This is a genomic window from Sphingomonas sp. UYP23 (assembly GCF_054059235.1).
Genome location: NZ_JBSSBX010000001.1, coordinates 4,076,446 through 4,102,595, shown reverse-complemented (window position 1 = coordinate 4,102,595; position 26,150 = coordinate 4,076,446). Strand labels below are relative to the sequence as shown.

The 26,150-nt window shown below is 66.1% G+C and carries 24 protein-coding genes; 14 read left to right on the top strand and 10 right to left on the bottom strand.

The features are described from left to right. Positions 1 to 32: 32 nt before the first annotated feature. Both ACVWYO_RS20175 and ACVWYO_RS20170 read left to right on the top strand, forming a co-directional pair. Positions 33 to 1,301, top strand: coding sequence for an aromatic ring-hydroxylating oxygenase subunit alpha (locus ACVWYO_RS20175; RefSeq protein WP_457353875.1), 1,269 nt, complete (start codon positions 33 to 35; stop codon positions 1,299 to 1,301). Beyond that, complete coding sequence (locus ACVWYO_RS20170; protein WP_457353873.1) at positions 1,298 to 2,905, top strand: phytoene desaturase family protein; 1,608 nt, start codon at positions 1,298 to 1,300, stop codon at positions 2,903 to 2,905. Before ACVWYO_RS20175 ends, ACVWYO_RS20170 begins: the two co-directional genes overlap by 4 nt. 13 nt (positions 2,906 to 2,918) lie before the next feature. Here the strand turns inward: ACVWYO_RS20170 and ACVWYO_RS20165 are convergent, their stop codons facing one another. Then, positions 2,919 to 3,131, bottom strand: coding sequence for a hypothetical protein (locus ACVWYO_RS20165; protein WP_457353871.1), 213 nt, complete (start codon positions 3,129 to 3,131; stop codon positions 2,919 to 2,921). Further along, a complete protein-coding gene (locus ACVWYO_RS20160) occupies positions 3,119 to 4,243 on the bottom strand; it encodes an APC family permease (protein ID WP_457353869.1) in 1,125 nt (374 codons plus the stop codon). Before ACVWYO_RS20160 ends, ACVWYO_RS20165 begins: the two co-directional genes overlap by 13 nt. Positions 4,244 to 4,387: 144 nt before the next feature. Between ACVWYO_RS20160 and ACVWYO_RS20155 the strand changes: the two genes are divergently transcribed. From ACVWYO_RS20155 to ACVWYO_RS20140, 4 genes are all read left to right on the top strand, one after another. Then, positions 4,388 to 5,959 carry a cytochrome ubiquinol oxidase subunit I gene (locus ACVWYO_RS20155; protein ID WP_457353867.1) on the top strand — a complete coding sequence of 524 codons (1,572 nt, stop codon included), beginning with the start codon at positions 4,388 to 4,390 and terminating at the stop codon, positions 5,957 to 5,959. Between the two features lie 16 nt (positions 5,960 to 5,975). Next, positions 5,976 to 7,118 carry a cytochrome d ubiquinol oxidase subunit II gene (gene cydB, locus ACVWYO_RS20150; RefSeq protein ID WP_457353865.1) on the top strand — a complete coding sequence of 381 codons (1,143 nt, stop codon included), beginning with the start codon at positions 5,976 to 5,978 and terminating at the stop codon, positions 7,116 to 7,118. 18 nt (positions 7,119 to 7,136) lie between these two features. Further along, positions 7,137 to 7,256 (top strand): cytochrome bd-I oxidase subunit CydX, encoded by a 120-nt coding sequence (cydX, locus tag ACVWYO_RS20145; RefSeq protein ID WP_457353863.1) that lies wholly within the window; start codon positions 7,137 to 7,139, stop codon positions 7,254 to 7,256. A 280-nt stretch (positions 7,257 to 7,536) separates the two neighbouring features. Next, a complete protein-coding gene (locus tag ACVWYO_RS20140) occupies positions 7,537 to 8,244 on the top strand; it encodes a Crp/Fnr family transcriptional regulator (RefSeq protein ID WP_457353860.1) in 708 nt (235 codons plus the stop codon). A 3-nt stretch (positions 8,245 to 8,247) separates the two neighbouring features. Here ACVWYO_RS20140 and ACVWYO_RS20135 read toward each other — a convergent pair whose 3' ends face one another. Continuing rightward, positions 8,248 to 8,742 (bottom strand): hemerythrin domain-containing protein, encoded by a 495-nt coding sequence (locus ACVWYO_RS20135; protein WP_457353858.1) that lies wholly within the window; start codon positions 8,740 to 8,742, stop codon positions 8,248 to 8,250. 62 nt (positions 8,743 to 8,804) lie between these two features. Further along, a complete protein-coding gene (locus ACVWYO_RS20130) occupies positions 8,805 to 9,467 on the bottom strand; it encodes an OmpW/AlkL family protein (protein ID WP_457353856.1) in 663 nt (220 codons plus the stop codon). Between the two features lie 137 nt (positions 9,468 to 9,604). Here ACVWYO_RS20130 and ACVWYO_RS20125 point away from each other — a divergent pair, with 137 nt between their 5' ends. After that, positions 9,605 to 10,609 carry a radical SAM protein gene (locus tag ACVWYO_RS20125; RefSeq protein ID WP_457353853.1) on the top strand — a complete coding sequence of 335 codons (1,005 nt, stop codon included), beginning with the start codon at positions 9,605 to 9,607 and terminating at the stop codon, positions 10,607 to 10,609. Between the two features lie 5 nt (positions 10,610 to 10,614). Here the strand turns inward: ACVWYO_RS20125 and ACVWYO_RS20120 are convergent, their stop codons facing one another. Next, positions 10,615 to 11,547 (bottom strand): IS5 family transposase, encoded by a 933-nt coding sequence (locus tag ACVWYO_RS20120; protein WP_457348219.1) that lies wholly within the window; start codon positions 11,545 to 11,547, stop codon positions 10,615 to 10,617. Positions 11,548 to 11,597: 50 nt separating this feature from the next. Here ACVWYO_RS20120 and ACVWYO_RS20115 point away from each other — a divergent pair, with 50 nt between their 5' ends. Further along, on the top strand, positions 11,598 to 12,005 hold the full coding sequence (locus ACVWYO_RS20115) for a hypothetical protein (RefSeq protein WP_457353851.1): 408 nt from the start codon (positions 11,598 to 11,600) through the stop codon (positions 12,003 to 12,005). Between the two features lie 85 nt (positions 12,006 to 12,090). Then, a complete protein-coding gene (locus ACVWYO_RS20110; protein WP_457353848.1) occupies positions 12,091 to 12,894 on the top strand; it encodes a universal stress protein in 804 nt (267 codons plus the stop codon). A 17-nt stretch (positions 12,895 to 12,911) separates the two neighbouring features. On the opposite strand, the gene ACVWYO_RS20105 is transcribed toward ACVWYO_RS20110, so the two are convergent. The 5 genes from ACVWYO_RS20105 to ACVWYO_RS20085 form a co-directional block, all read right to left on the bottom strand. After that, positions 12,912 to 13,100, bottom strand: coding sequence for a diguanylate cyclase domain-containing protein (locus ACVWYO_RS20105; RefSeq protein ID WP_457353846.1), 189 nt, complete (start codon positions 13,098 to 13,100; stop codon positions 12,912 to 12,914). Positions 13,101 to 13,152: 52 nt separating this feature from the next. Then, the gene (locus ACVWYO_RS20100; protein WP_457353844.1) at positions 13,153 to 13,761 is read right to left on the bottom strand and encodes a GGDEF domain-containing protein; all 609 of its coding nucleotides are present in this window, start codon (positions 13,759 to 13,761) and stop codon (positions 13,153 to 13,155) included. Positions 13,762 to 13,901: 140 nt separating this feature from the next. After that, positions 13,902 to 15,008: an S-(hydroxymethyl)glutathione dehydrogenase/class III alcohol dehydrogenase gene (locus ACVWYO_RS20095; protein ID WP_457353842.1), complete on the bottom strand. Its 1,107-nt coding sequence runs from the start codon at positions 15,006 to 15,008 to the stop codon at positions 13,902 to 13,904. A gap of 67 nt (positions 15,009 to 15,075) precedes the next feature. Next, on the bottom strand, positions 15,076 to 16,344 hold the full coding sequence (locus tag ACVWYO_RS20090; protein ID WP_457353840.1) for an MFS transporter: 1,269 nt from the start codon (positions 16,342 to 16,344) through the stop codon (positions 15,076 to 15,078). A gap of 75 nt (positions 16,345 to 16,419) precedes the next feature. After that, on the bottom strand, positions 16,420 to 19,194 hold the full coding sequence (locus tag ACVWYO_RS20085; protein ID WP_457353838.1) for a TonB-dependent receptor: 2,775 nt from the start codon (positions 19,192 to 19,194) through the stop codon (positions 16,420 to 16,422). A 107-nt stretch (positions 19,195 to 19,301) separates the two neighbouring features. On the opposite strand from ACVWYO_RS20085, the gene ACVWYO_RS20080 reads away from it, so the two are divergent. The 5 genes from ACVWYO_RS20080 (at position 19,302) to ACVWYO_RS20060 (ending at position 26,144) form a co-directional block, all read left to right on the top strand. Next, complete coding sequence (locus tag ACVWYO_RS20080; RefSeq protein WP_026046530.1) at positions 19,302 to 19,484, top strand: hypothetical protein; 183 nt, start codon at positions 19,302 to 19,304, stop codon at positions 19,482 to 19,484. Positions 19,485 to 19,628: 144 nt separating this feature from the next. Beyond that, complete coding sequence (locus tag ACVWYO_RS20075; RefSeq protein ID WP_457353837.1) at positions 19,629 to 20,837, top strand: efflux RND transporter periplasmic adaptor subunit; 1,209 nt, start codon at positions 19,629 to 19,631, stop codon at positions 20,835 to 20,837. A 9-nt stretch (positions 20,838 to 20,846) separates the two neighbouring features. Then, entirely contained in the window at positions 20,847 to 24,047 is a 3,201-nt protein-coding gene (locus tag ACVWYO_RS20070; RefSeq protein WP_457353835.1) for an efflux RND transporter permease subunit, read from the top strand. Then, entirely contained in the window at positions 24,044 to 25,534 is a 1,491-nt protein-coding gene (locus ACVWYO_RS20065; protein ID WP_457353834.1) for an efflux transporter outer membrane subunit, read from the top strand. The genes ACVWYO_RS20070 and ACVWYO_RS20065 overlap by 4 nt, the downstream gene beginning before the upstream one ends. Before the next feature lie 91 nt (positions 25,535 to 25,625). Next, entirely contained in the window at positions 25,626 to 26,144 is a 519-nt protein-coding gene (locus tag ACVWYO_RS20060; RefSeq protein ID WP_457353832.1) for an N-acetyltransferase family protein, read from the top strand. The last annotated feature ends 6 nt before the right edge of the window (positions 26,145 to 26,150 follow it).

Sequence of the window (26,150 nt, the reverse complement as noted above, 5' to 3'; positions counted from 1 at the left end):
TACGATCGTCCAACAAGCAACCGGAGCCGAGCATGGCGCACCCCTTAGCGACGAGTGACGCCCCGGATCCGGATGCGGACTGGAGCCTGCCCGGCTGGCTCTATACCGATCCCGAATATCACGCGGTCGAGGTCGAGCGCGTGCTGCGGCCGTCGTGGCAGATCGTCTGCCATCTCAACGATGTGGCGAACCCCGGCGATTTTCATACGATCGACTATCTCGGCGAGAGTGTGATCGTCGTGCGCGGTGACGATCGCGCGGTGCGCGCCTTCGCGAATGTCTGCCGCCATCGCGCGATGCGGCTGGTCGAGGGGCCCACGGGCTGCGCGCGGAAATTCGTCTGCCCGTACCACGCCTGGACCTATGAGACCGACGGCCGCCTGTCGGGCGTGCCGATGCGCCGCGATTACCCCGCGCTCGCGCTCGAGGAGCATGGTCTTGCCGCGATCGATCTCGAAGTCTGGCGCGGCTTCGTGTTCGTCCGTCTCGAGGGCGATGGCCCATCGGTCGCGGCGATGATGGCGCCGTACGATGCGCAGATTGCGCCCTATTGCTTCGAGGAGATGCACACGCTCTCCCCCGCCCGGCTGCGCGAGCGGGCGGTCAACTGGAAGAATGTCGGCGACAATTATTCGGACAACCTCCACATCCCCGTCGCGCATGACGGTCTGACGCGGCTGTTCGGCAAGAGCTATGCGATCGAGGCGGCCCCGTTCGTCGACAAGATGTCGGGCCAGATCGTCGACCGGCCATCGGACAATCCGTGGGAGCGCTTCTATCAGACGCATCTGCCAAGCGTCGATCACCTGCCCGAGGCGAACCAGCGGCTCTGGCTGTATTTCAAGCTGTGGCCCAACATGGCGTTCGACCTTTACGCCGACCAGATCGACTTCATGCAATGGTTGCCGCTGACGCCGACCACCAGCGTGCTGCGCGAAATGGCGTTCGCGCTGCCCGATGACCGCCGCGAGATGAAGCTCGTGCGCTACGCCAATTGGCGGATCAACCGCGTCGTCAATGCCGAGGACACCTGGCTGATCGAGCGCGTCCAGCAGGGCATGGCATCGCGCAGCTATACCGCGGGGCCGATCGGCCGGAGCGAAGTGTGTCTGCGCAGCTTCGCGCGGAAGATCCGCGAGCGGATCCCCGAGGCACGCCTGCACCGCGCGCCCGCGCCGGGGTGGTCGCAACACTCCCCCGCCGGCGTGCGGACGGGGTTAGATCTGGGCTTGGGCGCTGGTGTGAGGGGCATACCGCCGCTCCCCCGGCCCATCCCGCACGCGGGAGGGGAGAGGGAATGACGAAACGCTACGACGCGATCATCATCGGCGGTGGCCATAACGGGCTGGTCTGCGCCTTCTACCTCGCGCGCGCGCGGCTCAAGGTCCGCATCCTCGAGCGCCGCCATGTCGTCGGCGGTGCGGCGGTGACCGAGGAATTCCATCCGGGCTTCCGCAATTCGACCGCGAGCTACACCGTCAGTTTGCTGCGCCCGAAGGTGATCGCCGACATGAAGCTGCACGACCGCGGCTTTCGGATCATCGAGCGGACGATCAGCAACTTCTTTCCGTTCCCCGACACCTATCTCACGCTCGGCGGCGGGACCGCGCGGACGCAGGCGCAGTTCGCGCGCTTCAGCCAGAAGGATGCCGACGCCTACCCAGCCTATGACGCCGCGCTCGAAAAGATCGCACAGGTCCTGCGCGATCTGGCGCTCAAGACCCCGCCCAATGTCGGTGGTGGCCTGCGCGCGCTGCTCGCCGGGGCCGCGCAGGGCTGGCCGGTTGCGAAGATGGGGATCGAACAGCAGCGCGACCTGCTCGACATCTTCACCAAATCGGCGCGCGATTTCCTCGGCGGCTGGTTCGAGGACGATCACGTCCAATCGGCCTTCGCGTTCGACGCCGTGGTCGGCAATTACGCCGGCGTATCGACCCCGGGGAGCGCCTATGTCCTGCTCCACCACGTCTTCGGCGAGGTGAACGGCAAATACGGCGCGTGGGGCCATTCGGTCGGCGGCATGGGCGCGATCACGCAGGCGATGGCGCACGCCTGCCTCGAAGCCGGCGTCGAGATCAGTCTCGACGCGCCCGTCGCCAAGCTGCTGACCGAGGGTGGCAAGGTCGCTGGCGTGCGGCTCGAGTCTGGCGAAGAGATCGCGGCCAAGACCGTCGCGGCCAATGTCGGTCCCGCCCTGCTCTATCGCCAGATGGTCGACTCCTCCGATCTACCGGCCGATTTCAACCGCCGCATCGCGAGCTTCAAGACCGGGAGCGGCACCTTCCGGATGAACGTCGCCCTCTCGGAACTGCCCGATTTCAGCGTGCTGCGCGGCAAGGACAAGGCCGAGCATCATACCGCCGGGATCATCATCGCGCCCGGCATGGACTATATGGACCAGGCGTTCCTCGATGCGCAGCAACACGGCTGGTCGAAGCAGCCCATCGTCGAGATGAAACTGCCCACGACGGTCGACGATAGCCTTGCACCGCCGGGCCAGCATATCGCCAGCCTGTTCTGCCAGCAATTCGCGCCGACGCTACCCGACGGCCGGTCCTGGGACGATGCCCGCGAGGAGGTCGCCGATCTGATCATCGACACCGTCACCGCGCACGCCCCCAATTTCAAGGCAAGCGTGATAGCGCGGCAGATCCACTCGCCGCTCGATCTCGAGCGCAAGTTCGGCCTGATCGGTGGCGACATCTATCACGGGACGATGGGGCTCGACAAACTCTGGGCGGCGCGGCCGGTGCTCGGCCACGGTGACTATCGCGGCCCGATCAAGGGGCTCTATATGTGCGGATCGGGCACGCACCCGGGCGGCGGCGTCACCGGCGCGCCGGGGCACAATGCCGCGCATGAGATCCTGCGCGACCGCAGTCTGGTCGGGCGGATGTTCGGATGAGGCCGCGTCCGGCTCAGCTCAGGCGATTGCGCAGGACATAGAAGGGCAGCGCGGGCAGCATCAGCGCCAGGCTCAGGCCGATCGCCTCCAACCCCGCGCCCACCATCGCCCACGCAGCAAAGGCAAGCCCCAGCGCCGCTGCGATCGGTGCGACACGCATCACCAGCGTTGTGAGACATGCGCCGACATAGAGCCAGATCGTCGCCGCTGACGTTAGTCGCAGCATGAAGTCGAGCAGGCCGCCCAGCGAACGCGTCGCGTTCGACAGGATGAGCAGGCTGGCAAGCGTACTCGAGACGAGCAGGATCGCGCCGGGCACGTCGCGCGTATTCGTCCGGCCGATCCACCCGGGCAGCAGCCCGGCGCGCGCCATGCCGAGCGGAACCTCGCCCTGCACCAGGACCCAGCCGTTGAGCGCGCCGATCGCCGCAACTGCCGCGAAGCCCGCGGTGGCGAGCCCCGCCCGGCGCCCCAATAGGTCGATACGAACACGGCGAACGGCGCTTGCGCGTTCGCCACCGCCGCAGTCGGCAGCGCGAAGATGATCCCCGTGCACACGACGAGGTACAGCGTCCCCGTCAGCGCCAGCCCCGACAGCATCGCGCGCACAATGGTCCGCGCCGGATCGCGCACGCGCTCGGCGGCGACACTCGCTGCCTCGAACCCGACCAACGCGTAGAAGGCAAAGGTCAGCGCGGGGGTCAGCCCGTGCCACGCGAAAGCCGGATGCGGCGCGATCGGACGCCCCGCCCCGCCCTGCCACACGATGCCGGCAAGGATCAGTACGATCGCGCAGAGCGGAACGAGCTTGAGCACCGTCGTGCCGATCTGAAACGCCCCGGCCAGCCGTGCGCCACCGAGATTGAGCAGCGTCATAAGCCAGATCAGCACAGTCGCCGAGAGGGCCTGCGCCAGCGTCGTCGCGCCGATCATCGGCACGAATTGCGCGAGATAGCGGATCGCCGTCAGCGCGATGATCGCGTTGGCCGACCAGATCCCGATCCAGTAACTCCACCCGACGAGCACACCGCACAGCGGCCCGAGCCCATGCGCGCACATCGCGACCACTCCCGTCGCGCCGGGCATTGCCGCGGTCAGCCGCGCGAGCACCCAGGCGATCAGCATCGCGCCGCCGATACCGACGATCCACGCCGCGATACTCGTCCAGCCGTACGGCGCGAGCTGCGCCGGCAAGACGAAGATGCCCGAACCGATCATCCCACCGACCACCAAGGCGGTCGTGGTCCAGAAACCGAACGGGCGGCGCGACTCCGACTCGATGCTGAAGCTCCCTTCATTGACGAATGGAGCACGTCGCGGAGCCCGACACCAGTGCACCGCATGCAGCGCGCTCCCGACGCTTGGGAGAGCCCTGATGACGATCAGGAGCCGAACCTACGGGAAAACCCCAATATCTGGCGCGTTGCGATTTGGGTTGATGCCGGGCGACCGCTGCTTGTGCGGCGTTGATGGAGATAGACAATGGATCCGGGTGTCGTCGACCTGTCGCGGCTGCAATTCGCACTGACCGCGCTCTACCACTTCCTGTTCGTGCCGCTGACGCTCGGCCTCAGCTTCATGCTCGTCATCATGGAGGCGGTCTATGTGATGACCGATCGGCCGATCTGGCGCGTCATCACCCGTTTCTGGGGGAAACTGTTCGCGATCAACTTCGTGCTCGGAGTCGCCACCGGGCTGACGATGGAATTCCAGTTCGGCACCAACTGGTCGTATTTCTCGCATTATGTCGGCGACATCTTCGGCGCCCCGCTCGCGATCGAAGGGCTGATGGCGTTCTTCCTCGAGGCGACCTTTGTCGGGCTGATGTTCTTCGGCTGGAACAAGCTGTCCAAGCTCGCGCATCTCGGCGTCACCTTCATGGTCGCGCTCGGCACCAATCTCTCGGCCTTGTGGATCCTCATCGCCAATGGCTGGATGCAGAACCCGACCGGCGCGACCTTCAATCCCGAGACGATGCGGATGGAGGTCAGCGATTTCGGCGCCGTGCTGTTCAACCCGATCGCGCAGGCCAAGTTCGTTCACACCGTGAGCGCAGGCTATGTCTGCGCATCGGTGTTCGTGCTCGGTATCTCGGCACTGTACCTGCTGCGCGGCAAATATGTCGGCGTGGCGAAGCGTTCGATGACGGTCGCCGCCGCCTTCGGGCTGGCCTCGTCGCTGTCGGTCGTCGTGCTCGGCGACGAGAGCGGCTATGCGCTGACCGACAACCAGAAGATGAAGCTCGCCGCGATCGAGGCCGCCTGGCACACCGCCCCTGCCCCGGCCGGCATCACGCTGATCGGCATTCCCGACGTCGCCGCACGCACCACCCATTATGCAGTCGAGGTGCCATGGGTGCTCGGGCTGATCGCGACGCGCAGCCTCGACAAGGAGGTCACCGGCATGTCCGAGCTGGTGCTGAAAGCTCAAGAGCGGATCACCTCGGGCATCGTCGCGTATGACGCGGTGCAGAAGCTCAAGACCGATCCGACCAATGTGCGCGAACGCGCCCGGTTCGAGGCGCACAAGCGCGACCTTGGCTATGCGTTGCTGCTGAAGGCGCATGTCGCCGATCCGCGCCAGGCGAGCCCCAGGCTGATCGCCGCGACGGCGTGGGATGTCGTCCCCAACGTGCCGCTGATGTTCTGGAGCTTCCGGACGATGGCGTTCATTGGCTTCTACATGATCGCGCTGTTCGCCACCGCCTTCGTACTGGCGAGTCTGCGCCGCCACGACAGCACGCGCTGGTTCTTGCGGCTCGCGCTCTATTCGATCCCGCTGCCATGGGTCGCGATCGAGCTTGGCTGGATGCTCGCCGAAATCGGTCGCCAGCCCTGGGCGATCGATGGCGTGCTGCCGACCTTCCTCGCCATCTCGACGCTGAGCACCACGGCGCTCTGGACGACGATCGTCGGCTTCACGCTGCTCTACGGCGCGCTTGCGGTGATCGAGGTGCGCCTGATGATCGCGGCGATCCGCAAGGGGCCATTCGAGCATGTCGACGATCCGGTGCCAGCGATCGCCGTCGTTCCCGCTCTCCCTGTCGCCGCCTGAATCGAAAGGACGGACAATGTTCGACTATGAAATCCTGCGGCTGATCTGGTGGACGCTGCTGGGCGTTCTCCTGATCGGCTTCGCTGTCACCGATGGCTTCGATCTGGGTGTCGGCGCGCTGCTGCCATTCGTCGCGCGCAGCGATGCCGAGCGGCGGATGGTGATCAACTCGGTCGGCCCGACCTGGGAGGGCAACCAGGTCTGGTTCATCACCGGCGGCGGCGCGATCTTCGCAGCCTGGCCGTTCGTCTATGCGGTGAGCTTTTCGGGCTTCTACCTGGCGATGTTCCTGTTGCTCTCGGCGCTCATCCTGCGCCCGGTCGGCTTCAAATATCGCTCGAAGCGCCCCGATGCAGCCTGGCGCAGCCGGTGGGACTGGGCGCTGTTCGTCGGCGGGTTCGTTCCCGCGCTCGTGTTCGGCGTCGCGGTCGGCAATGTCCTGCTCGGTGCGCCGTTCCGGCTCGATAGCGACCTGCGCTCGTTCTACGAGGGCAGCTTGCTCGGACTGTTTACGCCGTTCAGCCTGCTGTGCGGTTTGCTGTCGGTCGCGATGCTCGTCCTCCACGGCGCGACCTGGCTGACCTTCAAGACCGAACAGGGTGGGCCCGTCCACCAGCGCGCGCGGCGTTTCGGCACCGTCGCCGCGATCCTGACGGTCGCGCTGTTCGCGGGCGGCGGCCTCTACGTCGCCTTCGGCGATATCGGCTATCACATGGTGTCCGCCGCCGATCCGCTCGGCCAGTCCAACCCGCTGCGCACCACGACCGAACATGCCGCGGGCGCGTGGCTCGGCAATTACCGGCTCCACCCATGGATGCTGGTCGCGCCGGTACTCGGCATGAGCGGGGCGGTGCTGGCCATGCTCGGCATCACGCTGGGTGCCGAGAAGAGCGCGTTCGGCGGATCGGCGCTCGCGATCACCGGGATCATTTCCACGGTTGGTCTTGCGATGTTCCCCTATATCCTGCCCTCGAGCATCGATCCGCATTCGAGCCTGACGGTGTGGAACGCGTCTTCGACGCCGACGACGCTCGGGATCATGCTGTTCGTGACCGCGATCCTGCTGCCGATCGTGCTGCTCTACACGAGCTGGGCGTTCAAGGTGATGTGGGGCCGCGTCACCTCGGCCGAAGTCGCCACCAACCCCGATTTCTACTGATCGCGAAAGGACCGAACGATGTGGTATTTTACCTGGGTGTTGGGGCTTGGCCTCGCGGTTGGCTTCGGGATCCTCAATGGGATGTGGCATGAGTTCCATCTGCCGCCCGAAGACGAAGACGGCACGCCGCGCGCGTGAGGCACCCCTCCAGACGAAAGGACCGCTGTCGATCGGAACGATCGGCAGCGGTCCCCTGTCGCCGGCGGCGTGGGTCGGTGTCAGGGACCGTGGCGCCAATCGCGCAGCGCGTCGTCGATCGCGACCGCCGCCACTGCGAGCAGGAAGACCAGGGCAGCGCCGACTGCCAGATACAGGAAAGCCGTTTCCGCCACTGCGCATCTCCGATCGAGGGTGAGGTCGCCACGATGCGCCCCGCCGCCCGCAGCCGCTTTGACCCGCGTCAAACCGGTGCGCAGCGATGAGCGCGCTCTGCGCCGATTGCACCGTCCGCGACGCGAGCCTGTGCAGCAGCCTGGCCGACGACGCCCTGGACCAGCTCCACCGGATCGGCCGGCGCCAACGCGTTGCACGCGGCGAGACGATGCTGTGGGCCGGATCGGACAGTCTCGTCTGCGCGACCTTGCTGTCGGGCGTCCTCAAGCTCAGCGCGGCGACCAGCGACGGGCGCGAGCAGATCGTCGGCTTGCACTTTCCAAGCGACTTTATCGGCCGGCCCTATGCCGACACGATCCCGTTCACCGTCTCTGCTTTGACCGATGCCGACCTGTGCGTCGTCCCGCGCGATCGCTTCGAGGCGATGCTCGCCACCAACGGCGCGATGGAGCGGCTGTTGCTGAAGCGCACCTTCGCCACGCTCGACGCGACGCGTGCGCGGCTGCTGATCCTGTCGCGCAACACCGCGGCGGAGAAGGTGGCGGGCTTCGTGCTGAGCATGGCCGAACGCGCCCGTGGGATCAGTGATTTTCAGGCGCTACCCGGCGGCCCCGTGACCTTCGAATTGCCGCTGACGCGCGGGCAGATCGCCGACGTGCTCGGCCTGACGATCGAAACCGTCAGCCGGCAGCTCACCAAGCTTCGCCACGCGGGCGTGCTCGCACTGCCGGGGGTTCGCAGCGTGACGATCCGCGACGCGGCAGCGCTGCGCCATTGTGCCGGGCTCGACTGAGCCTCAGCCGGCGCTCGCGGCGAGACGCTGCGTCAGCACCGTGCGGGCCGCCGGGGTCAGGCGATCCCCGGCGAGCGCCAGCAGCGCAAGCTCCTCGAACGCCATCGCCTGGCGGCACCCTTGGAAAAAGCAGCGCAGCATATACCCGAACGCCTCGGCACAGAGCGTGGCGCCGACATCGGGCTGCAAAGCCGCGACGATGTCTTCGGCCTGCGCAAGACAGGCGGAGTGCCCTGCGGTAATCTGGTCGATCAGCGTGTGGCACAGCGGCTCCGCGAGCGAGCCGGCGAACACCCGGGTGAACAGCCGCTCCTCCCGCACGACATGCCGACCGAGCGCGACGCGCAGGTCGGCGCGCAACGCTTCGGCTTCGCGCAGCGACGGACGCTGCGGCAACCAGTCGGCATGCTGTTCGAGCCGATCGCACAGCCGACCGAGCGCGGCGTGGCCCGATACCAGCCCCACCACGTCGATCTCGTCGATGACATGCCAGCTCATGGGCCTGGCCACGAGATGGGTCCAGGGCGCCGGCTGCGCGCCCGGTGTTCCTCCCGACAGGTTCACAGCCGCACCCCCAGTCCAATGCCGAACACCAGCGGGTCGATGCTCGTATTCACGCGATTGACGAGCGCGCCGTTCGTCAGCCGCGCCTTGGTGTCGATATCGATATATTTGACGTCGAGATTGGCGAACACGCGCTTGGTGATGTCGAAATCGAGCCCCGCCTGCAGCGCATAGCCGAAGCTGTTCTTCAGATGCACATCGGTATCGCCAATCGCAGCCTTGAGCGCGCTGCTCGCCTTGCTCGCATAGAAGATCGTGTAGTTCGCCCCGACGCCGACATAGGGGCGGATCTTCGCGTGCGGCAGGAAGTGGTACTGCACGGTCAGCGTCGGTGGCAGCACCCAGGTGCTCGCGACGTGATCGACGCCCGCCAAGGCTGCACGGCCTTGCAGCTGGTGCTTGGTGGTGGCGAGGATCAGCTCGGTGCCGATATGGTCGCTCAGCATATAGGTGAAATCGAGCTCGGGCGCATAGCTGTCGGTCACCCCGATCCGCGCCGAGGGGAAGCTTGGCTGGACCCCGCCCGAACTTTCATTGGGCGAGACCATGATCGCCCGGACGCGGACAAGGACGTCGCCCTTTTGCTGCGCCAGTGCCGGCACCGCGCTGCACAATGCGGCGAGCCCGAGCAGCGGAGCGGCGAGTGTGGGGATGCGCATTGGGGTTCTCCTGGTGAAGCGATGCGCCGGGCCTAGACCGACACGACGCAACGCCCTTTGATCCCGCGCAAACTCGGTCGCGCCGCGATTTGACCTGGGTCAAAGGCGCGCGCGGCGCGATTTGGCAGGACGGCGCCATGCCCAGCTATTTGCCCGATCTCGCGACCCAATCGGTCCCGCGCTACACCAGCTACCCGACCGCGGCGGAATTCCACGACGGCGTCGGCCCCGCCGAACAACGCGCCGCGATCACGGCGATCGCGCCGGGATCCCCGGTCTCGCTCTATTTCCACATCCCCTATTGCCACGAGATCTGCTGGTATTGCGGGTGCAACACCGGCGCGATCGGCCGCGCCGACCGGCTGAGCGCCTATCGCGCCGCACTCGAGCAGGAGATCGATACCGTCGCGGCGGCGCTGCGCGGGCAGGTGAGCGCGATCAATTTCGGCGGGGGCAGCCCGAACGCGCTTGACCCTGCCGACTTCGTCGCGCTCGTCGCGCGGCTGCGCGACCGCTTCGATTGTGCCGATACGCTCGAGATCGCAGCCGAGCTCGATCCGCGCACACTCGACACGCGCTATGCCGCCGCGCTCGCGCAGGCGGGGGTGACGCGGGTCAGCCTCGGTGTGCAGAGTTTCGACGCCGCGACGCAGGCGAGGATCAACCGCCACCAGCCGCTCGATCTGGTCCGCCGCGTGGTCGGCGAACTCCGCGCCGCGGGGATCGCGCGGGTCAATTTCGACCTGCTCTATGGTCTGCCGGGACAAGACCTGGACAGCGTCGCCGCGACGATCGCCGACGCGCTGACGATGGCGCCCGACCGGGTCGCGCTGTTCGGCTATGCCCATATGCCACGGCTGCTGCCGCGCCAGCGGATGATCGATACGGCAAGCCTGCCCGACGGGGCGACCCGCTTCGCGCAGGCGATGCTCGGGAACGCGCTGTTCGTCGCCGCGGGCTATCGCGCGATCGGGTTCGATCATTTCGCTCGCCCCGATGACAGCCTCGCTTACGCCGCCGCCGAGCGACGCCTGCGACGCAATTTCCAGGGCTTCACCGACGAAACCGCCACCGCGATCATCGGGCTCGGCGCGTGGCTTTGTTGCATAATTACGCGAGAGCATGACCGACGTTTTACTTGAAGATGTTATTGGATGCGGACGGTCACCGGCGTTCCTATTTCGGAGAACCGATTGAGAATTGCAGCACGGACTTTGAGCTCGGTAATCTGACGATCGAAGGTGCGGGCGACAACGCGCTGGCCCAGGAGTTTGAAGCAGTGCATTTTGGTCTCGACCAGACTGCGGCGATGATAGCCGCTCCACTTTTTCCAGATTGCGCGACCAAGCCGCTTTGTCGCGCGTAGCGCTCCATTGCGTGCATCGACGCCGGGACCGCCTTCTGCCCATGGTTGCCCGTTGCGGCGGACCGGGATGACCGCATCGGCACCGCGCCCGGCAATAGCGGCATGGCAGTCCCTGGTATCATAAGCGCCATCTCCGCCGACGCTGAGTATCCGCTCGTCTCCGGGAATTTGCGCCAGGAGAACGGGCAGCGTCGGTGCGTCACCAATGGCATTCGTCGTGACCTCAATGGCCCGGATATCCAGCGTCCCAGCATCAATCCCGAGATGCACCTTGCGCCACTGGCGACGGTAGGACGGTCCGTGTTTGCGCGTCTTCCACTCGCCTTCTCCCGTCATTTTGATCCCGGTGCTGTCGACCAGCAGGTGCAGTCCGCCCGAGCTGATCCGCCCGCCGAGGTTGACCTTCAACGTCTTCTGCCGTCGGCACAGCGTCGTATAATCCGGCACCGACCAATCCAGCCCCGCCATTTTGATCAGGCTCGAAACCAACCCCGTCACTTGCCGCAAAGGCAGGTTGAACAGCGTCTTCAGCGTCAGGCACAGCTCTATCGCGCTGTCTGAAAACCGCATCGGGCGACCAGGGCGACCACACGGCTTCGAAAGCCAGTGCATCTCCGGATCAAACCATATTTCCAGCGACCCACGCCGCTTCAGCGCCGCATTATACTCAGGCCAGTTCGTCGTACGATACACAGGTGCGGCAGGTTTGGGCATTACGCCTATCTATACCGCTCGATTCCCTGCGTGAATCCCCGCCATCAGTTTTGCAACAAAGCCTCGGCGCGTCGGCGATCAGCCAATATGCCGGGTTGCTTGTCCAGAACGAAAAGCATGTCGGGCGATATCGGCTGCGTGCCGCCAATGGCGGACTTGCCGGCGTCCGCGGCATCGCCCGCGCAGCCGATGATCGCCTGCGCGGCACAGTCATCGAGCGGCTGCTGTGCGACGAAACGGTCGATCTGGCCGAAATCGCCGCGCATCACGCGATGCCGGTGGCGCCGCTGGCCGCGGTGCTGCCCAATCTCGCGCCGCTCGCCGCGCGTGGCCTGGTGGGCATCCGTGGCACCCGCCTCACCCTCCTGCCCGCCGGGCGACCTTATGGCCGGGTCGTCGCTGCATATTTCGATCGCCATCGCGCCCCGCAGGCGCAGCGGTTCAGCCGGGCGATATGAGCCGCGGGGCGTCCGTAGACATCCCGATAGGGGCCGCCCCGTCCCTGCCCTACCTTTCGCTTCGACACCCGCAAAGGACGCCGACATGAAGACCATCCTGCTACTCGCGCACGATGATTCGGGGCAGGAAGCCCGCTTCCAGGCGGCGGTCGATCTCGTCCGCGCAGTCGACGGCCATCTCACCTGCCTGGACGTCGCCATCATGCCGGCGATGATCGCCTCGGATTATGTCGGCGACATCGGCGCAGCGACGCTGCTCGCCGACGAGGTCGCCCGCGAAAGCGCCAACCGGACGCATCTCGAATTCCGGCTGATGCACGAAGACGTGCCGTGGGACTGGATCGAAGCGACCGGCGCGATCGGCCCGTGCCTCCGCAGTGCGTCTGCGCTCGCCGATCTGATCGTCGTCAACCGCCAGCTCGACGATTTCCCGCTCCCCGACATGCGCGGCGCGGCGAGCGCGCTGATCATCAAGTCGGGCAAACCGTTACTGGCGGTGCCCCCTGATCTCCTCCGTTTCGACCACGCGCGCGCGGTGATCGCCTGGGACGGGTCGGTCTTTGCAGCCGCGGCGCTACGCGCGGCGGTCCCGCTGCTGGCCTTTGCCGAACAGGTGACGATCCTCCAACTTGGGGCTGCCGCGAGCGACGCCCCGGTCGAGGACGCCGCCGCCTATCTGTCGCGCTACGGTATCCGGACGAGCGTCGAACGCCAGCCGCGTGGCGAGACCCGAATCGCCGACCAGATCGTCGAGCGCGCACTCGCACTCGGCGCGGGCTATATCGTGATGGGCGGCTTCGGCCATCTGCGCTTCGTCGAGGCGCTGTTCGGCGGGACGACGCGGGCGCTGCTCGCGCACAGTCCGCTACCGCTGTTCCTCGCGCATTGAGCGGTGTCTGGCGGTCGTTACACCGTGCTCTTGACGCGATCGCGACCGCCGCGTTTGGCTTCGTACAGAGCGCTGTCTGCGCGCCGCATCGCCGAGGCAAGCGAGCCATATTCACGGACGATCGCCAGGCCGCACGAAAAGGTCAACCCGTCGCCGCCGCGACGGCCGATCACGTCGCGCTGCAGTGAAGCGCGCAGCCGTTCCACGATCTCGGTCGCCTCGTCGAAGGCGGTGTCGGGCAGCAGGATCGCGAGCTCCTCACCCCCCCCAGCGCGCGGGGAGATCCGAGCGCCGCAATTCGGTCTGCAGCCGTCTGGCGAACTCGACCAGCACGCGATCCCCCTCGTCATGGCCGTAGCGATCATTGACCGCTTTGAAATGATCGAGGTCGAGCACCGCGACAACCGAATTGCGATCCGGGCGCAACAGCGGAGCGATCGCGTCCATGAAGCCCCGGCGATTGCGAAGCCCCGTCAACAGGTCCTTTTCGGCGGCTTCGGCGAGGCGTGCGACCCGCTTGTGGGTTTCGGCCGACGCGCGGGCGACCGAGGCGAGCAACGCGCCCACCAGATCGTCCCCCCCCGAGGGGACCGTCGAGACCGGCTCGCCGCGCTGCAGCGACTGGAGCAGGGAGGTCGCGTGCGCGACGGGGGCGAGCAGCCCGCGAAGCGCAGCGATCGCCGATACCGTGCCGACCAGGGTTGCGACCAGCAACGCGGTGAACAGCCGCCAGTCCCACCGCGCCAGCGCCAGCTCGGCGATGCAAAAGACGATGATGGGCAGATGGACCGCACCAAAGCAGATGCTGAACATGCGGAACTGAAAATTCCGCGGAAACAGGAATAGCGTCGCCTGATAAAACCGCATGCCCGTCCTTAAGCAACCTCATCCCAGAACCGGCGCTATTGGATCGCGCTTTCCCAAACGTTAACGAACCGGTCGATAGCAATGACTGGTCGCCAAACCATAGGTCCGCGCAATGGTTCCAGCGAAACCGATCCGGCCGCTTAATAGACGACGACGCTGCGAATACTTTCGCCGGCATGCATCAGATCGAACCCCTTATTGATCTCGTCGAGGCTGAGGACATGCGTGATCATCGGGTCGATCTCGATCTTGCCGTTCATATACCAATCGACGATCTTGGGAACATCGGTGCGTCCCTTCGCGCCGCCGAACGCCGTCCCGCGCCAGTTGCGCCCGGTGACGAGCTGGAACGGGCGTGTGCTGATCTCCTTGCCCGCCTCGGCAACGCCGATGATGATCGAGGTGCCCCAGCCGCGATGGCACGCCTCGAGTGCCTGGCGCATGACGGTGGTGTTGCCGGTGCAGTCGAAAGTGTACTCGGCGCCGCCATCGGTCAGCGCGACGAGGTGCGCGACCAGATCGCCGACATCCTTCGGGTTGACGAAATGCGTCATGCCGAACCTGCGGCCCCATTCTTCGCGATCGGGGTTGATGTCGACCCCGACAATCATGTTCGCGCCCGCCATCCGCGCGCCCTGCAGCACGTTGAGACCGATCCCGCCAAGCCCGAACACGATGACATTGTCGCCGACCTGGACCTTGGCGGTGTTGACCACCGCGCCGACCCCCGTCGTCACGCCGCAGCCGATATAGCAGCTCGTCTTGAACGGCGCGTCCTCGCGGATCTTCGCGACCGCGATCTCGGGGAGCACGGTGAAGTTCGAGAAGGTCGAGCAGCCCATGTAATGGAAGATCGTCTCGCCCTTGTAGGAGAAGCGCGAGGTGCCGTCGGGCATCAATCCCTTCCCTTGCGTCGCGCGGATCGCGGTGCAGAGGTTGGTCTTGCCGCTGAGGCACGACTTACACTGGCGGCATTCGGGGGTGTAGAGCGGGATGACATGGTCGCCCGGCTTGACCGAGGTCACGCCCGGCCCGACCTCGCGCACGATCCCCGCGCCTTCATGGCCGAGCACGCTCGGAAACAGCCCCTCGCTGTCGAGCCCGTCGAGCGTATAGGCATCGGTGTGGCAAATCCCGGTCGCCATGATCTCGACCAGCACTTCGCCCGCCTTGGGGCCTTCGAGGTCGAGCTCGACGATCTCGAGCGGTTGCTTGGCGGCAAAGGCGACGGCGGCGCGGGTTTTCATGGGGGAGCTCCTTCAGGCGATCGCCAATCCCTTACGGCGGTGTCCCGAGGCGTCAACCGCCGCCGGATCAGGCGGTGTCGCGCCGCGGCATACCGCGCAGCAGCAGCGCCACGCCGATCGTCGCCAGCCCGAGCATCCCGATGACACCGGGCACGTCGCTGCCGAGCGCGATCATCGCGCTCGCCACGATCACGACGAGCACGGTGACGAGCGAATTGGCGATGTTGTTCGCCGCGATCACGCGCGAGCGTTCTGCGGCGGGCGTTGCAGTCGAGAGGATGGCATAGAGCGGTACGATGAACATCCCGCCGGCAAACGAGATCCCGGCCAGCCCGATCAGGATATGCCAGCTCCCCGCCGCGGCAAAGAAGCGCGCGATGTCGAGCCCCGCCGCGCGCACCTGGAAGCCGTGCGTCGACGCCCACAGGTCGATCATGCACGCGCCCATCAGCGCGGCCGATAGCGGTACGTAGCGCGCCGACACTTCGCCGCGCAGCAGGCGGTTGACCGCCAGCGAGCCTGCCGCGATCGCGGTCGAGAAGACCAGCAGAAACAGCGTCACCACCGCCTTCGATCCGCCCAATGTGCCGCTCACCAGCGGTGCGAATTCTGACACCAGCACCGCGCCCGCGGCGAAGAACCAGCTGATCCCGAGGATCGACAGGATCACCGCGCGATCGCGGCTGGCGGTCCGGATGATGTCGGCGGTGCCCCGGAAGACGTTCCAGTCGATGCGATGCTGTCGCCCACTTGGCGGTGCGGGCGGGATGGCCAGGCTGGCAAGGAAGCCGACGCCCGCGAGCGAGGTCGCCGTCACCCCCGCCTCCCACGGTGCCAGCACGCCGGCGAGCAGCTGCCCACCGAGGATCGCAAGGAACGTCCCCGCCTCGATCAGCCCGGTCGCGCCCATCATTTCGTGATGCCCGAGATGCTGCGGCAGGATCGAATATTTGACCGGGCCGAAGATCGTCGAGTGCAGCCCCATCAGGAACAGGCAGACGAGCAGGATCGTGACCGAGCCGATCGCGAAGCCGAGCAAGGCGACTGCCATGATTCCTATCTCTGCGGCCTTCACCCAGCGGATCAGAATGCGCTTGTCGATCGCGTCGGCGGTCTGCCCGCCGATCGCCGAGAACAGGAAATAGGGCAGGATGAAGATGCCGGTCGACACCGTCGCCAGCATCTCGCCGCTCAGCGCGGTCCGCTGCGCGCCGAAATTGGCGAGAAACAGCAACGCGAACTTGAGCACATTGTCGTTGAACGCGCCGAGGAACTGGACGACGAACAGCGGCGCGAAGCGGCGCTTGGTGAGCAGCGAAAAACCGGGCGAGGCCATCGCCCGCTTGTCGCCGCAGCCCGACCCGGGCGCAAGAGCCGCCCGGGTCGATCACTGCCTCGCGTCTGCCCGTCGTCAGAGGAACAGTTTGCGAATCGAAACGCGAACCGTACGGCCGAGCGGATTGAGATAATCCGGCTGGTAGGCGACCGGCGTCGTCCCGCTCGCGTCGGTCACGCGCTGCCGCGTGTCGAACAGATTGTCGACCGCGAACGCGACGCGCATCCCGCGCATCCAGGGATTCGCCTTGACCAGCTCGAGCCGCTGTCCGAGATCGCCGAACAGCCGCACGCCAAGCGTGCCGAGCGCGGAGAAATGCAGGTTCTGCGGGCTGCCGAGCGTCCCGCCATTGACGTCGGTCGCGCTCTGCCAATTCGCCGAGAGACGGACGCCCAGACCGTTATTGTTATACCCCGCCTGCCCCTCGAGCTCATGCCGCGGCTGCCCACCGCTCGATCCGATCGCGTCACCGTTGAGCAGATCGAGCGACGGTCCGCCGCGCTGGACGAGCACGCGATCGGTGAAGTGCCAGGTATGATAGAGCGCGAACTGCAGCCGCCCGCCGCCACCGCCACGACCGCCGCCGCCGAAGCCGCCAAACCCGCCGCGCCCGCCGCCCGGCCCGCCGGGACCGCCGGGGCCGCCGGGGCCGCCTGGCCCAGCACCGCCCGGTCCGCCACCTGGTCCACCGCCGCCCGGCCCACCAGGGCCATCCGGGCCGCCGCCGCCGCCACCGCGCAGAGCGCGCGCCTGGGCGATCTGCCGTTGGACGCTGTCGGGGATCTTGATCCCGGCAAACGGGTTGGGCCCGGTGCCGGCGCGCCACGCTTCGATCTGCTTCTGCAGCTTCGACTTCAGCGCCATCGAGAAATTGATCCCCCAGCGCAGCTCGGACCGGCTGCTCTGCGCGAAATTGATCGGGCGCGTGTCGAGCTGCGTCAGCACCTGATCGCCGTTCGCATCGCGCACGCGGGTGAAACGCGATGGGAACGCGGCTTCGATCGCGGCGGTGCCGGTCGGGAAAGCCACGATCGGGTTCTCGATCCGCGCGTCGATATAGGTCGCGGTGAGCGACAGATCCTTGGCGCTCCACGGCTTGACCGTCGCGCTCAGCTTGTAGGTATGGCTGGTGCTTGCGATCAAGTTGGGGTTGCCGCCCGAAACCGTCGTAACGCTCGCATTCTGCCCGAGCACATAGTCGAAGACCGGCACGTTGGGCGTGACGATCTGAGGATTGCCGAGCTGCGTCGCGCTCGGCGCGGTATCCTGCGTCGTCGAAGACGCGATGATGCGGAGCGGCACGATCGGCGACCAGTTGAGGCCGTAGCCGAGCGTGGTCAGCGTCCCGAAATCCGAAAGATGGTTGACCGCGACATTGCCGTTGACCGACAGCGTGCCGATCGCGGCCAACACGTCCTTGGCGCGGCTGGTCAACGGGACATCGACGTTGAGCTGGCCGTTGACGATGTCGCGCGACACCGCGCCGGTCGAGGTCAGCCCCGCGCGATACGAGCGGCTGTCGAAGCTGCTGATGTCACCGCCGACATGGACGCTGGTCGATACCTCGCCCGCCGGCAGCTTGAACACCGTGCCCGTGAGCAACGCGTCGACCTTGCCTTCGTCCGACGTCGAATAGGCGCGCGTCGTTGCCCGCGTGCCGATCTGCGCGGCGCCGAGCGGGCCGAACGGATTGGCAGTCGGATCATTGGCCGCGAGCCGCGCGTTGAACGCGGTCGCGTCGAGCCCGGCATCGGTGAACGTCTTCGATTCGGAATGGTCGTAGGTGCCCGTCACCGACCATTGCCACGCCTTGCTGAGCGAGCCGTTGAAGGTCGTGCCGAGGTGCGCCGCGATCGTCGCGTTGCGCTGCTTGAGCGGCGAAAAATCGCCGTTGAGCGTCCGGCTGACCGTCACGGCATCGGCTGAGAACGGGTTGCCCGCGGGCACGTTGAGCGTGGTGGTCGGCAGGCCGTTCAGCCCGATCGTGTCGCTGGCCGAGAGCGTGCCGTTGAGCGTGCCGGACACCGCGCCGAAAGTGCGCGAATAGGTCGTATTGGCGTTGAACGTCCGCCCCGAGGGCAGCAGCGTCCGGTACGGTCGCTGGTCGGTCGGGTCGGACGCAACGGTCGTCGGCGCGGTCGTCCCCGGTGTCGGTGTCCGGACCGTCGGCAGGATGCCGCGTTCGCTCTCGGTCAGCGCCTCGACCGGCTGATATTCGAGGTGGAGATTGACCCGCCCCTTGTTGGCGATCTGGAGCAGATCGAGTTCGCCCTGCGGCGCATTGCGGCCGCCTTCGGTCGCAAGCTTGTCCGACAGCTCGACCGTCGCCGCGCGGAAGCGGCGCCGCAAGACGAAGTTCACCACCTTCTGGTCGGCGGTGTAGCCATATTTCAGCGCGACTTCCTCAGGCAGGATCTCGACCCGTGCGATCGCCTCGGTTGGCAGGTCGCGGATTTCGGAAAAGCCCGAGATGCGTTTGCCGTCGATCAACACGACCGGCGCGCCGCCGCTGCCGCGATCGCTGCGGATCTGCGGGGCGAGTTCGGTGAGCAATTCTGTAATCGAGCTGACGCCGTACGAACGGATGTCGGCCGGACCGAAGGTCTGTTCGGGCGGAATGTCGCCGATCACCGATCCGGGCTGCTTGGCACCGCGCACGACAATATCCGGGCCGTCCTCGGCTTCGTCAACGACGGGGGCTGGCGCTGTGGCTGCCTTGGCCCTTGTTGCGCTCTTTGTCGTCGCTTGGCCGCTCGCTTGCCCTGTTGCTGGCTGGGTCGCCTGTTGCGCGGCTGCGAATGCCGGGGTCGCCGCGAGCGCGAGCGTCAACAATTTAGTCGTGCGGATCATCAAAGCCCCATTGTGTCGTTGCGGTCCGCTAGCGCGCTTCTGTCGCAAGAGTATGCCAACAATCGTTACTCTGGCCCTCGCCCACCCGCTGCCCTACAGCCATGCCTATGAGTGAAGAGCGATTCGAACGTCATCGCCAGCCTTGGACGACTGATGAAATCCAGAAGCTGCACACGCTGGCGAAAAAAGGCATGGCATTGAAAGCCATTTCCAAAGCGCTGAAACGCAGCGAGGAATCGACCAAGGACCGCGCCAAGGCGGACGGTCTGACGATCGCGAAGTTACGGTAACTCGGTCGCGTTGCCGCGACGCTGGAATTGCGGCCGTACCGAGACAGTTGATATGCCGCTGGAACAACCGCTATCAGGTCGCGTTTGGCGTCCGTTGCGTAGGGTATCCACCGTGCGCGAACAGCCTTGAAAGCGGTGGACAAGATGGCGGTTGAGTGTTCTTCCCTGCGCGCGGTGGTGTTTGTCGGCACCGCGGCGATTCTGCTTGCCGGTTGCGGGGCTGCAAAACAGGAAAAAGGCGGCCGCGGTGCGCCCAAGGGCCCGCCTGAAGTCGGCTATATCGTTATCCAACCGAGCAGCGTTCCGCTCGTCACCGAACTCGCCGGGCGGACTGCCGCCTATCAAAGCTCCGAGGTTCGCCCGCAGGTGACCGGCCTGATCAAGCGGCGTTTCTTCACCGAAGGCTCTCTGGTGCGGGAGGGCCAGCCGCTCTACCAGATCGACCCGAGCCTCTATCGCGCCTCGACCAACCAGGCGAACGCCAATGTCGCCAGCGCGGTCGCCAATGCCGAAGCGACGCGCGTAAAGGCCGATCGCTACAAGCCGCTTGCCGATATGCAGGCGGTCGCCAAGCAGGATTATACCGACGCCGCCGCCGCCGCGCGCCAAGCCGCCGCAGCGGTGTCGCAGACCAAGGCGGCGCTCGACACCGCGAAGATCAATTTGCGTTTCACGACCGTGCCCGCGCCGATCACCGGGCGGATCGGGCGCTCGCTCTACACCGTCGGCGCGCTGGTGACCGCAAGCCAGACCGATCCGCTGACGACGATCCAGAAGCTCGATCCGATCTATGTCGATATTCAGCAGGCCAGTGCAGACCTGCTGCGGCTGCGCCGCGCGCTCGCCTCGGGCGGGTCGGTCGCGACGCGGGCGAGCGTACAGCTCAAGCTCGAGGACGGCTCGGACTATGGCCTGACCGGCGACGTCGAATTTTCCGAGGTCTTCGTCGATGCCGCGACCGGCACTGTGACGCTGCGCGCGCGCTTCCCCAATCCCAAGGGGATCTTGCTCCCCGGAATGTTCGTGCGGACGCGCTTTGCGCAATCGATCGATCCCAACGCCTTCCTCGTCCCGCAACAGGCGGTGTCGCGCAGCCCCAAGGGTGAGGCGACGGTCTTCGTGGTCGGTCCCGACGGCAAGGGCGGTTATAAGGCCGTCCAGCGTCCGGTCACCGCGACGACGACCCAGGGCACCGACTGGATCGTCACCGCCGGGCTCAAACCCGGCGACAAGATCATCACGCAGGGTGTCGGCAAGGTGAAGGTCAACCAGACCATCAAGCCGGTCGCCGCGAATGCACCGCAGACGATCAAGTCGCCCAAAGCGGGTGACACGTCCGCCAAGACGAACTGAGCCCGCCCGGTGATATCCCGCATCTTCATCGACCGGCCGATCTTCGCCTGGGTCGTCGCCATCATCATCATGCTCGCCGGCGTCGGCGCGATCTACACGTTGCCGGTCGAACAGTTTCCCGACATTGCGCCGCCACAGGTCAACATCCGTGCGACCTATCCCGGCGCTTCCGCCGCGACGCTCGAGAATTCGGTCGCACAGGTGATCGAGCAGCAGCTGACCGGCATCGATGGCCTGCTCTATTTCGCGACGAGTTCTTCCTCGCGCGGTCAGGTGACGATCACCGCGACCTTCGACAAGGGCACGGATCCCGACATCGCGCAGGTCCAGGTCCAGAACAAGGTGCAGCAAGCCCTTTCGCGCCTGCCGCAACAGGTCCAGCAGCAGGGCCTGACCGTGACCAAATCGAACCCCGACTTCCTGCTGATCGCGGCGATCTACGATACCACCGATCGGACGACCAACCAGGACGTGTCGGATTATCTCGTCTCGAACCTTCAGGACACGATCGGGCGCATCAAGGGTGTCGGTGACATCAACGTGTTCGGAGCGCAATATGCGATGCGCATCTGGCTCGATCCCAACAAGCTCGCCAGCTACAGTCTGATCCCGAGCGACATCACGACAGCGATCACGGCACAGAACGCCGAAGTGGCGGCGGGCGAGATCGGCGGCGTCCCCAACACGCCCGAGCAGGTGCTCGACGCGACGGTCACGGCGCAGTCGCGCCTCTCGACCCCCGAACAGTTCCGCGCGATCGTCCTCAAGACGCAGCCCGACGGCTCCGCCGTGCATCTGTCGGATGTGGCACGCGTCGAGCTCGGCGCCGAAAGCTATGCCGTGACGAGCCGCGTCAACGGCCATCCGGGGGCGGGCATCGCGGTCAGCCTTGCCCCGGGCGCCGACGCGCTGAGCACCGCCGAGCTCGTCAAAGCCGAGATCGAGCGCTCCGCCAAGGCGTTCCCCAACGGCTATGCCTACAGCTTCCCGCAAGACTCGACCTCGTTCATCAAGCTGTCGGTCGAGGAAGTCGAGAAGACGCTCTTCGAGGCGATCCTGCTCGTCGTGGTCGTCATGTTTGTCTTCCTGCAGAACTGGCGCGCGACGCTGATCCCGACCATCGCCGTGCCGGTGGTGCTGCTCGGCACCTTCGGCATCTTCTCGCTCGCCGGTTTTTCGATCAATACGCTGACGCTGTTCGGCCTCGTGCTCGCGATCGGCCTGCTCGTCGACGACGCGATCGTCGTGGTCGAGAACGTCGAACGCCTGATGGAAGAGAATCCCGACATGTCGCCGCGCGATGCGACGATCCAGTCGATGAACGAGATCACCGTCGCACTGATCGCGATCGCGCTCGTGCTCTCAGCCGTATTCCTGCCAATGGCGTTCTTCGGCGGGTCGACCGGCGTGATCTATCGCCAGTTTTCGGTGACGATCGTCTCGGCGATGGTCCTGTCCGTCGTCGTCGCGCTGGTGCTGACGCCGGCGCTCACCGCGACGCTGCTCAAGCGCAAGCAGGATATGAAGCAGGACGGCTGGCTCGCGCGCAAGACGCAGCCCGCAAAGGACTGGTTCAACACCGGTTTCGACAAGACGATCGATCGCTACGGAACGTCCGTCAGCAAGGTGATCGACCGCAAATGGCTGTTCGTGCTGATCTATGCCGGCGTGATCGCGATCCTCGCGATTCTCTTCCTGCGCCTGCCTACCGGCTTCCTGCCCAATGAGGATCAGGGCATCGCGCAGATCCAGTACAATCTCGCGCCGGGTGCGACGCTCAATTCAACGCGCAAGGCGCAGCTTGAAATCGAGAAATATTTCTCCGGGCCCGAAGGCAAGAATGTCGGTGGCTATTTGACGGTCGCCGGCGGCGGCGGTGGTTCGGGCGGGCAAAATGCCGGCCGTGGCTTCATCGCCTTCAAGGATTGGGCGGATCGCAAGGGCACCGAGAATGGGGCCGACGCGATTACCTCGCGCGCGACCAAGGCGCTGAGCGGCCTGCGCGATGTCGAATTCTACGCAACGGTCCCCTCGCCGGTGCGCGGGCTTGGCCAGTCGACCGGTTTCACGATGGAATTGCTCAATTCGGGCGGCCTCAGTCGCGAACAGTTCAAGGCGACGCGCGACAAATTGCTGGCGGACGCCCGCGGCGACAAGACGCTCGCGGCGGTGCGGCCGACCGATCTCGACGACCAGCCGACGCTGCAGGTCAAGCTCGACGCGCAGAAGCTCAGCACGCTCGGGCTGACCCAGGCGAACGTCAATTCCACACTGTCGACCGCGTGGGGCGGCAGCTACGTCAACGATTTCAACGACCGTGGCCGCGTGAAGCGCGTCTACGTTCAGGGCGACGCGCCATATCGCTCCTCACCCGACGACCTCGCGCAATGGTACGTCCGAGGCTCGACCGGCGCGATGACGCCCTTCTCGGCCTTCGCCACGACCGGGTGGAGCACCGCGGCGCCGTCGCTCGCCCGCTTCCAGGGGATTTCGTCGTACGAATTCTCAGGCCAGGCCGCGCCTGGGCAGAGCTCGGGCACGGCAATGGAGAAGATGACCGAGCTCGCGGCGAAATATCCAGGAACGAGCGTCGCCTGGAGCGGCCTGTCGTACCAGGAACGCCTGTCGTCGGGGCAGGCGCCATTCCTCTACGCGATCTCCCTGCTCGTCGTGTTCCTGTGTCTCGCCGCGCTGTATGAAAGCTGGTCGATCCCGATCGCCGTGCTGCTGATCATCCCACTGGGGCTGGTCGGCGCGGTGTTCGCGGTGACGCTGCGCGGTCTGCAGAACGACGTCTATCTGCAGATCGGCTTGCTGACGACGATGGGCCTTGCGGCCAAGAACGCGATCCTGATGATCGAATTCGCCGAGCAGGCCGAGAAGTCGGGCAAGCCCGTGGTCGAAGCCGCCCTCGAGGCCGCGCGGATCCGACTGCGACCGATCCTGATGACGAGCTTCGCCTTCATCTTCGGTGTGCTGCCGCTCGCGATCTCGACCGGCGCTGGCGCGAACAGCCGCGTCGCGATCGGCACCGCCGTGATCGGCGGGATGCTGACCGCGACGATCCTTGCGATCTTCTACATCCCGCTCTTCTTCGTGCTGATCCGCCGCGGCGCGCGCGGTCTCTCGAAGAAGCTGCACCATGACGAGAAACCTGCCGACGAGACGCCCCCCGCGCGTCCGACCGGCCAGGGCGAGGCGACCGCATGATCCGCAAGACCATCTCGCTCGTCTCGCTCGCCGCGCTGTCGGCCTGTTCGCTCGCGCCCAAATATGTCCGTCCGGACCTCCCGGCGCCGCCAAGCTGGCCGGTCGGCGACGCCTATCTCGCGCAGAACGAGGCGACGCTCCCCAGCATCGGCTATCGCGACATCTTCCGCGACCCGCGGCTCCAGAAGGTCATCGAACAGGCGCTCGTCAACAATCGCGACCTGCGCGCGGCCGCCGCCAACATCGCCATCGCGCGCGCGCAGTATCGTATCCAGCGTGCCGAGCTGCTGCCCGAGATCGGTGGAACGGCGAGCTATTCGCGCCGCGACAACGGGACGCGCGGCGTCAACAATACGGGCAATGGCGTGGGCACCGGTACGGGCGGGACCGGGACCGGCGTGACCACAACCAACGGCGGCGCGACCAATAATTTTTCAGCAAGTCTTGGGATCACCGCGTTCGAGGTCGATCTGTTTGGCCGGGTCCGCTCGCTGACAACCGCCGCGCAGAACCGGTATTTTGGCACCGAGGCGACGGCGCGCGCAACGCGGCTGACCCTGGTCGGGGACATCGCAACCGCGTGGCTGACCTATGCCTCCGACACCAGCCTGCACAAGATCGCCCGCGACACCGCGGCGCTCGCGGCCCGCAGCGTATCGCTCACCAAATTGCGCGTCGATGGCGGGATCGCGCCGCGCACCGATCTCGACCAGGCGCGGATCATCGAGCAGACCGCGCTGTCGGACCTGGCAACGCAGACCACGCTGGTGGCGCAGGACGTCAACGCGCTGCAGTTGCTCGTCGGCGCGCCGGTCGATGCAGCGCTTCTGCCTGCCTCGATCGAGCAGGCTGCGCCGACCATCGCCGAACTCCCGGCGGGTCTCAACTCGAGCGTCCTGTTGCGCCGGCCCGATGTCGTTCAGGCCGAATATGAACTGCGCGCGACCAATGCCGAAATCGGCGCAGCACGCGCGGCGCTGTTCCCGACGATTTCGCTGACGGCGCTGGCGGGTCTGGCGAGCAGCTCGCTCGGCAATCTCTTCACCGGGGGCGCGTTCAACTATTCGGTCTCGCCCAGCGCGAGCTATTCGATCTTCCGCGCGGGCGCCGGGCGCGCCGGCGTCGCGCAATCGCGCGCGCAGCGCGACTATGCGCTGGCAACCTATGAGAAGGCGATCCAGACTGGGTTCAGCGAAGTCGCCGACGCGCTTGCGCGGCGCGGGACGATCACCGCGCAGCTCACGGCGCAACGCGCGCTGACGGCGTCGTCGAGCGACAATTATCGCCTGTCGGACGCGCGCTATCGCGGCGGGATCGACACGTTTCTGCAGAGCCTCACCGCGCAGCAGTCGCTCTATTCCGCACAGCGCAGCCTGATCTCGGCACAGCTGACACAAGCGACCAATCTGGTGACGCTCTATCGCACGCTCGGCGGGGATTCGACGCTCGACGTCACCGCGGCAGGCCCGAAGTCCGTTCAGCCGTAACGAATGCGTGACAAGCCGCGACGCGCGTGGCAGCGTCGGCGTCTAAGTCTAGGGAATTCAGCCCTGGATCGGCGCGCCGGGAGCGATCGAGATGGGCTATCACATCCGGCGGTTCGAACCAAAGGACGAGGGCGCGATGCTCGCCTTTGCCGAGACGCTGCCCGAGCATGACCTGCTGTTCCTCGGGCGCGATCTGCGCCACCCGCGCGTCGTCGCCGCCTGGGTCGCCGCAATCGGCGAGGGCTATATCGACAGTCTCGTCGCCGAAGATGGCGGGAAGTTCGTTGGAACCGCCGCGTTGCTGCGCGATCCGCTGGGCTGGAGCGCGCATGTCGGGGAGATCCGCCTGCTCGTCGCGCCCGCCAAACGCGGGAACGGTCTCGGTCGCGATCTGCTCGAAGGGGTCTACGCCATCGCACTCGAACGCCGGCTCGACAAAATCACCGCGCAGATGACGCCCGACCAGATTGGATCGGTCATGCTGTTCGAGAGCCTTGGCTTCCGTGCCGAAGCCCTGCTCAAAGACCATGTCCGCGACCGGGCGGGCAACACGCACGACGTGGCGATCCTCAGCCACGATATCGTCCGCACCGCACCACCCGCGCGGTGAGCGCGC

Bases quoted from the DNA above. Each gene is read 5' to 3' on its own strand.
- ACVWYO_RS20170 (WP_457353873.1), top strand. From the start codon at position 1,298: ATGACGAAACGCTACGACGCGATCATCATCGGCGGTGGCCATAACGGG.
- ACVWYO_RS20080 (WP_026046530.1), top strand. From the start codon at position 19,302: ATGAGTGAAGAGCGATTCGAACGTCATCGCCAGCCTTGGACGACTGAT.
- ACVWYO_RS20075 (WP_457353837.1), top strand. From the start codon at position 19,629: ATGGCGGTTGAGTGTTCTTCCCTGCGCGCGGTGGTGTTTGTCGGCACC.
- cydB (WP_457353865.1), top strand. From the start codon at position 5,976: ATGTTCGACTATGAAATCCTGCGGCTGATCTGGTGGACGCTGCTGGGC.
- ACVWYO_RS20085 (WP_457353838.1), bottom strand. From the start codon at position 19,194: ATGATCCGCACGACTAAATTGTTGACGCTCGCGCTCGCGGCGACCCCG.
- ACVWYO_RS20130 (WP_457353856.1), bottom strand. From the start codon at position 9,467: ATGCGCATCCCCACACTCGCCGCTCCGCTGCTCGGGCTCGCCGCATTG.
- ACVWYO_RS20120 (WP_457348219.1), bottom strand. From the start codon at position 11,547: ATGCCCAAACCTGCCGCACCTGTGTATCGTACGACGAACTGGCCTGAG.
- ACVWYO_RS20090 (WP_457353840.1), bottom strand. From the start codon at position 16,344: ATGGCCTCGCCCGGTTTTTCGCTGCTCACCAAGCGCCGCTTCGCGCCG.
- ACVWYO_RS20095 (WP_457353842.1), bottom strand. From the start codon at position 15,008: ATGAAAACCCGCGCCGCCGTCGCCTTTGCCGCCAAGCAACCGCTCGAG.
- cydX (WP_457353863.1), top strand. From the start codon at position 7,137: ATGTGGTATTTTACCTGGGTGTTGGGGCTTGGCCTCGCGGTTGGCTTC.
- ACVWYO_RS20140 (WP_457353860.1), top strand. From the start codon at position 7,537: ATGAGCGCGCTCTGCGCCGATTGCACCGTCCGCGACGCGAGCCTGTGC.
- ACVWYO_RS20125 (WP_457353853.1), top strand. From the start codon at position 9,605: ATGCCCAGCTATTTGCCCGATCTCGCGACCCAATCGGTCCCGCGCTAC.
- ACVWYO_RS20065 (WP_457353834.1), top strand. From the start codon at position 24,044: ATGATCCGCAAGACCATCTCGCTCGTCTCGCTCGCCGCGCTGTCGGCC.
- ACVWYO_RS20175 (WP_457353875.1), top strand. From the start codon at position 33: ATGGCGCACCCCTTAGCGACGAGTGACGCCCCGGATCCGGATGCGGAC.
- ACVWYO_RS20165 (WP_457353871.1), bottom strand. From the start codon at position 3,131: ATGCTGCGACTAACGTCAGCGGCGACGATCTGGCTCTATGTCGGCGCA.
- ACVWYO_RS20155 (WP_457353867.1), top strand. From the start codon at position 4,388: ATGGATCCGGGTGTCGTCGACCTGTCGCGGCTGCAATTCGCACTGACC.
- ACVWYO_RS20100 (WP_457353844.1), bottom strand. From the start codon at position 13,761: ATGCGGTTTTATCAGGCGACGCTATTCCTGTTTCCGCGGAATTTTCAG.
- ACVWYO_RS20110 (WP_457353848.1), top strand. From the start codon at position 12,091: ATGAAGACCATCCTGCTACTCGCGCACGATGATTCGGGGCAGGAAGCC.
- ACVWYO_RS20060 (WP_457353832.1), top strand. From the start codon at position 25,626: ATGGGCTATCACATCCGGCGGTTCGAACCAAAGGACGAGGGCGCGATG.
- ACVWYO_RS20135 (WP_457353858.1), bottom strand. From the start codon at position 8,742: ATGAGCTGGCATGTCATCGACGAGATCGACGTGGTGGGGCTGGTATCG.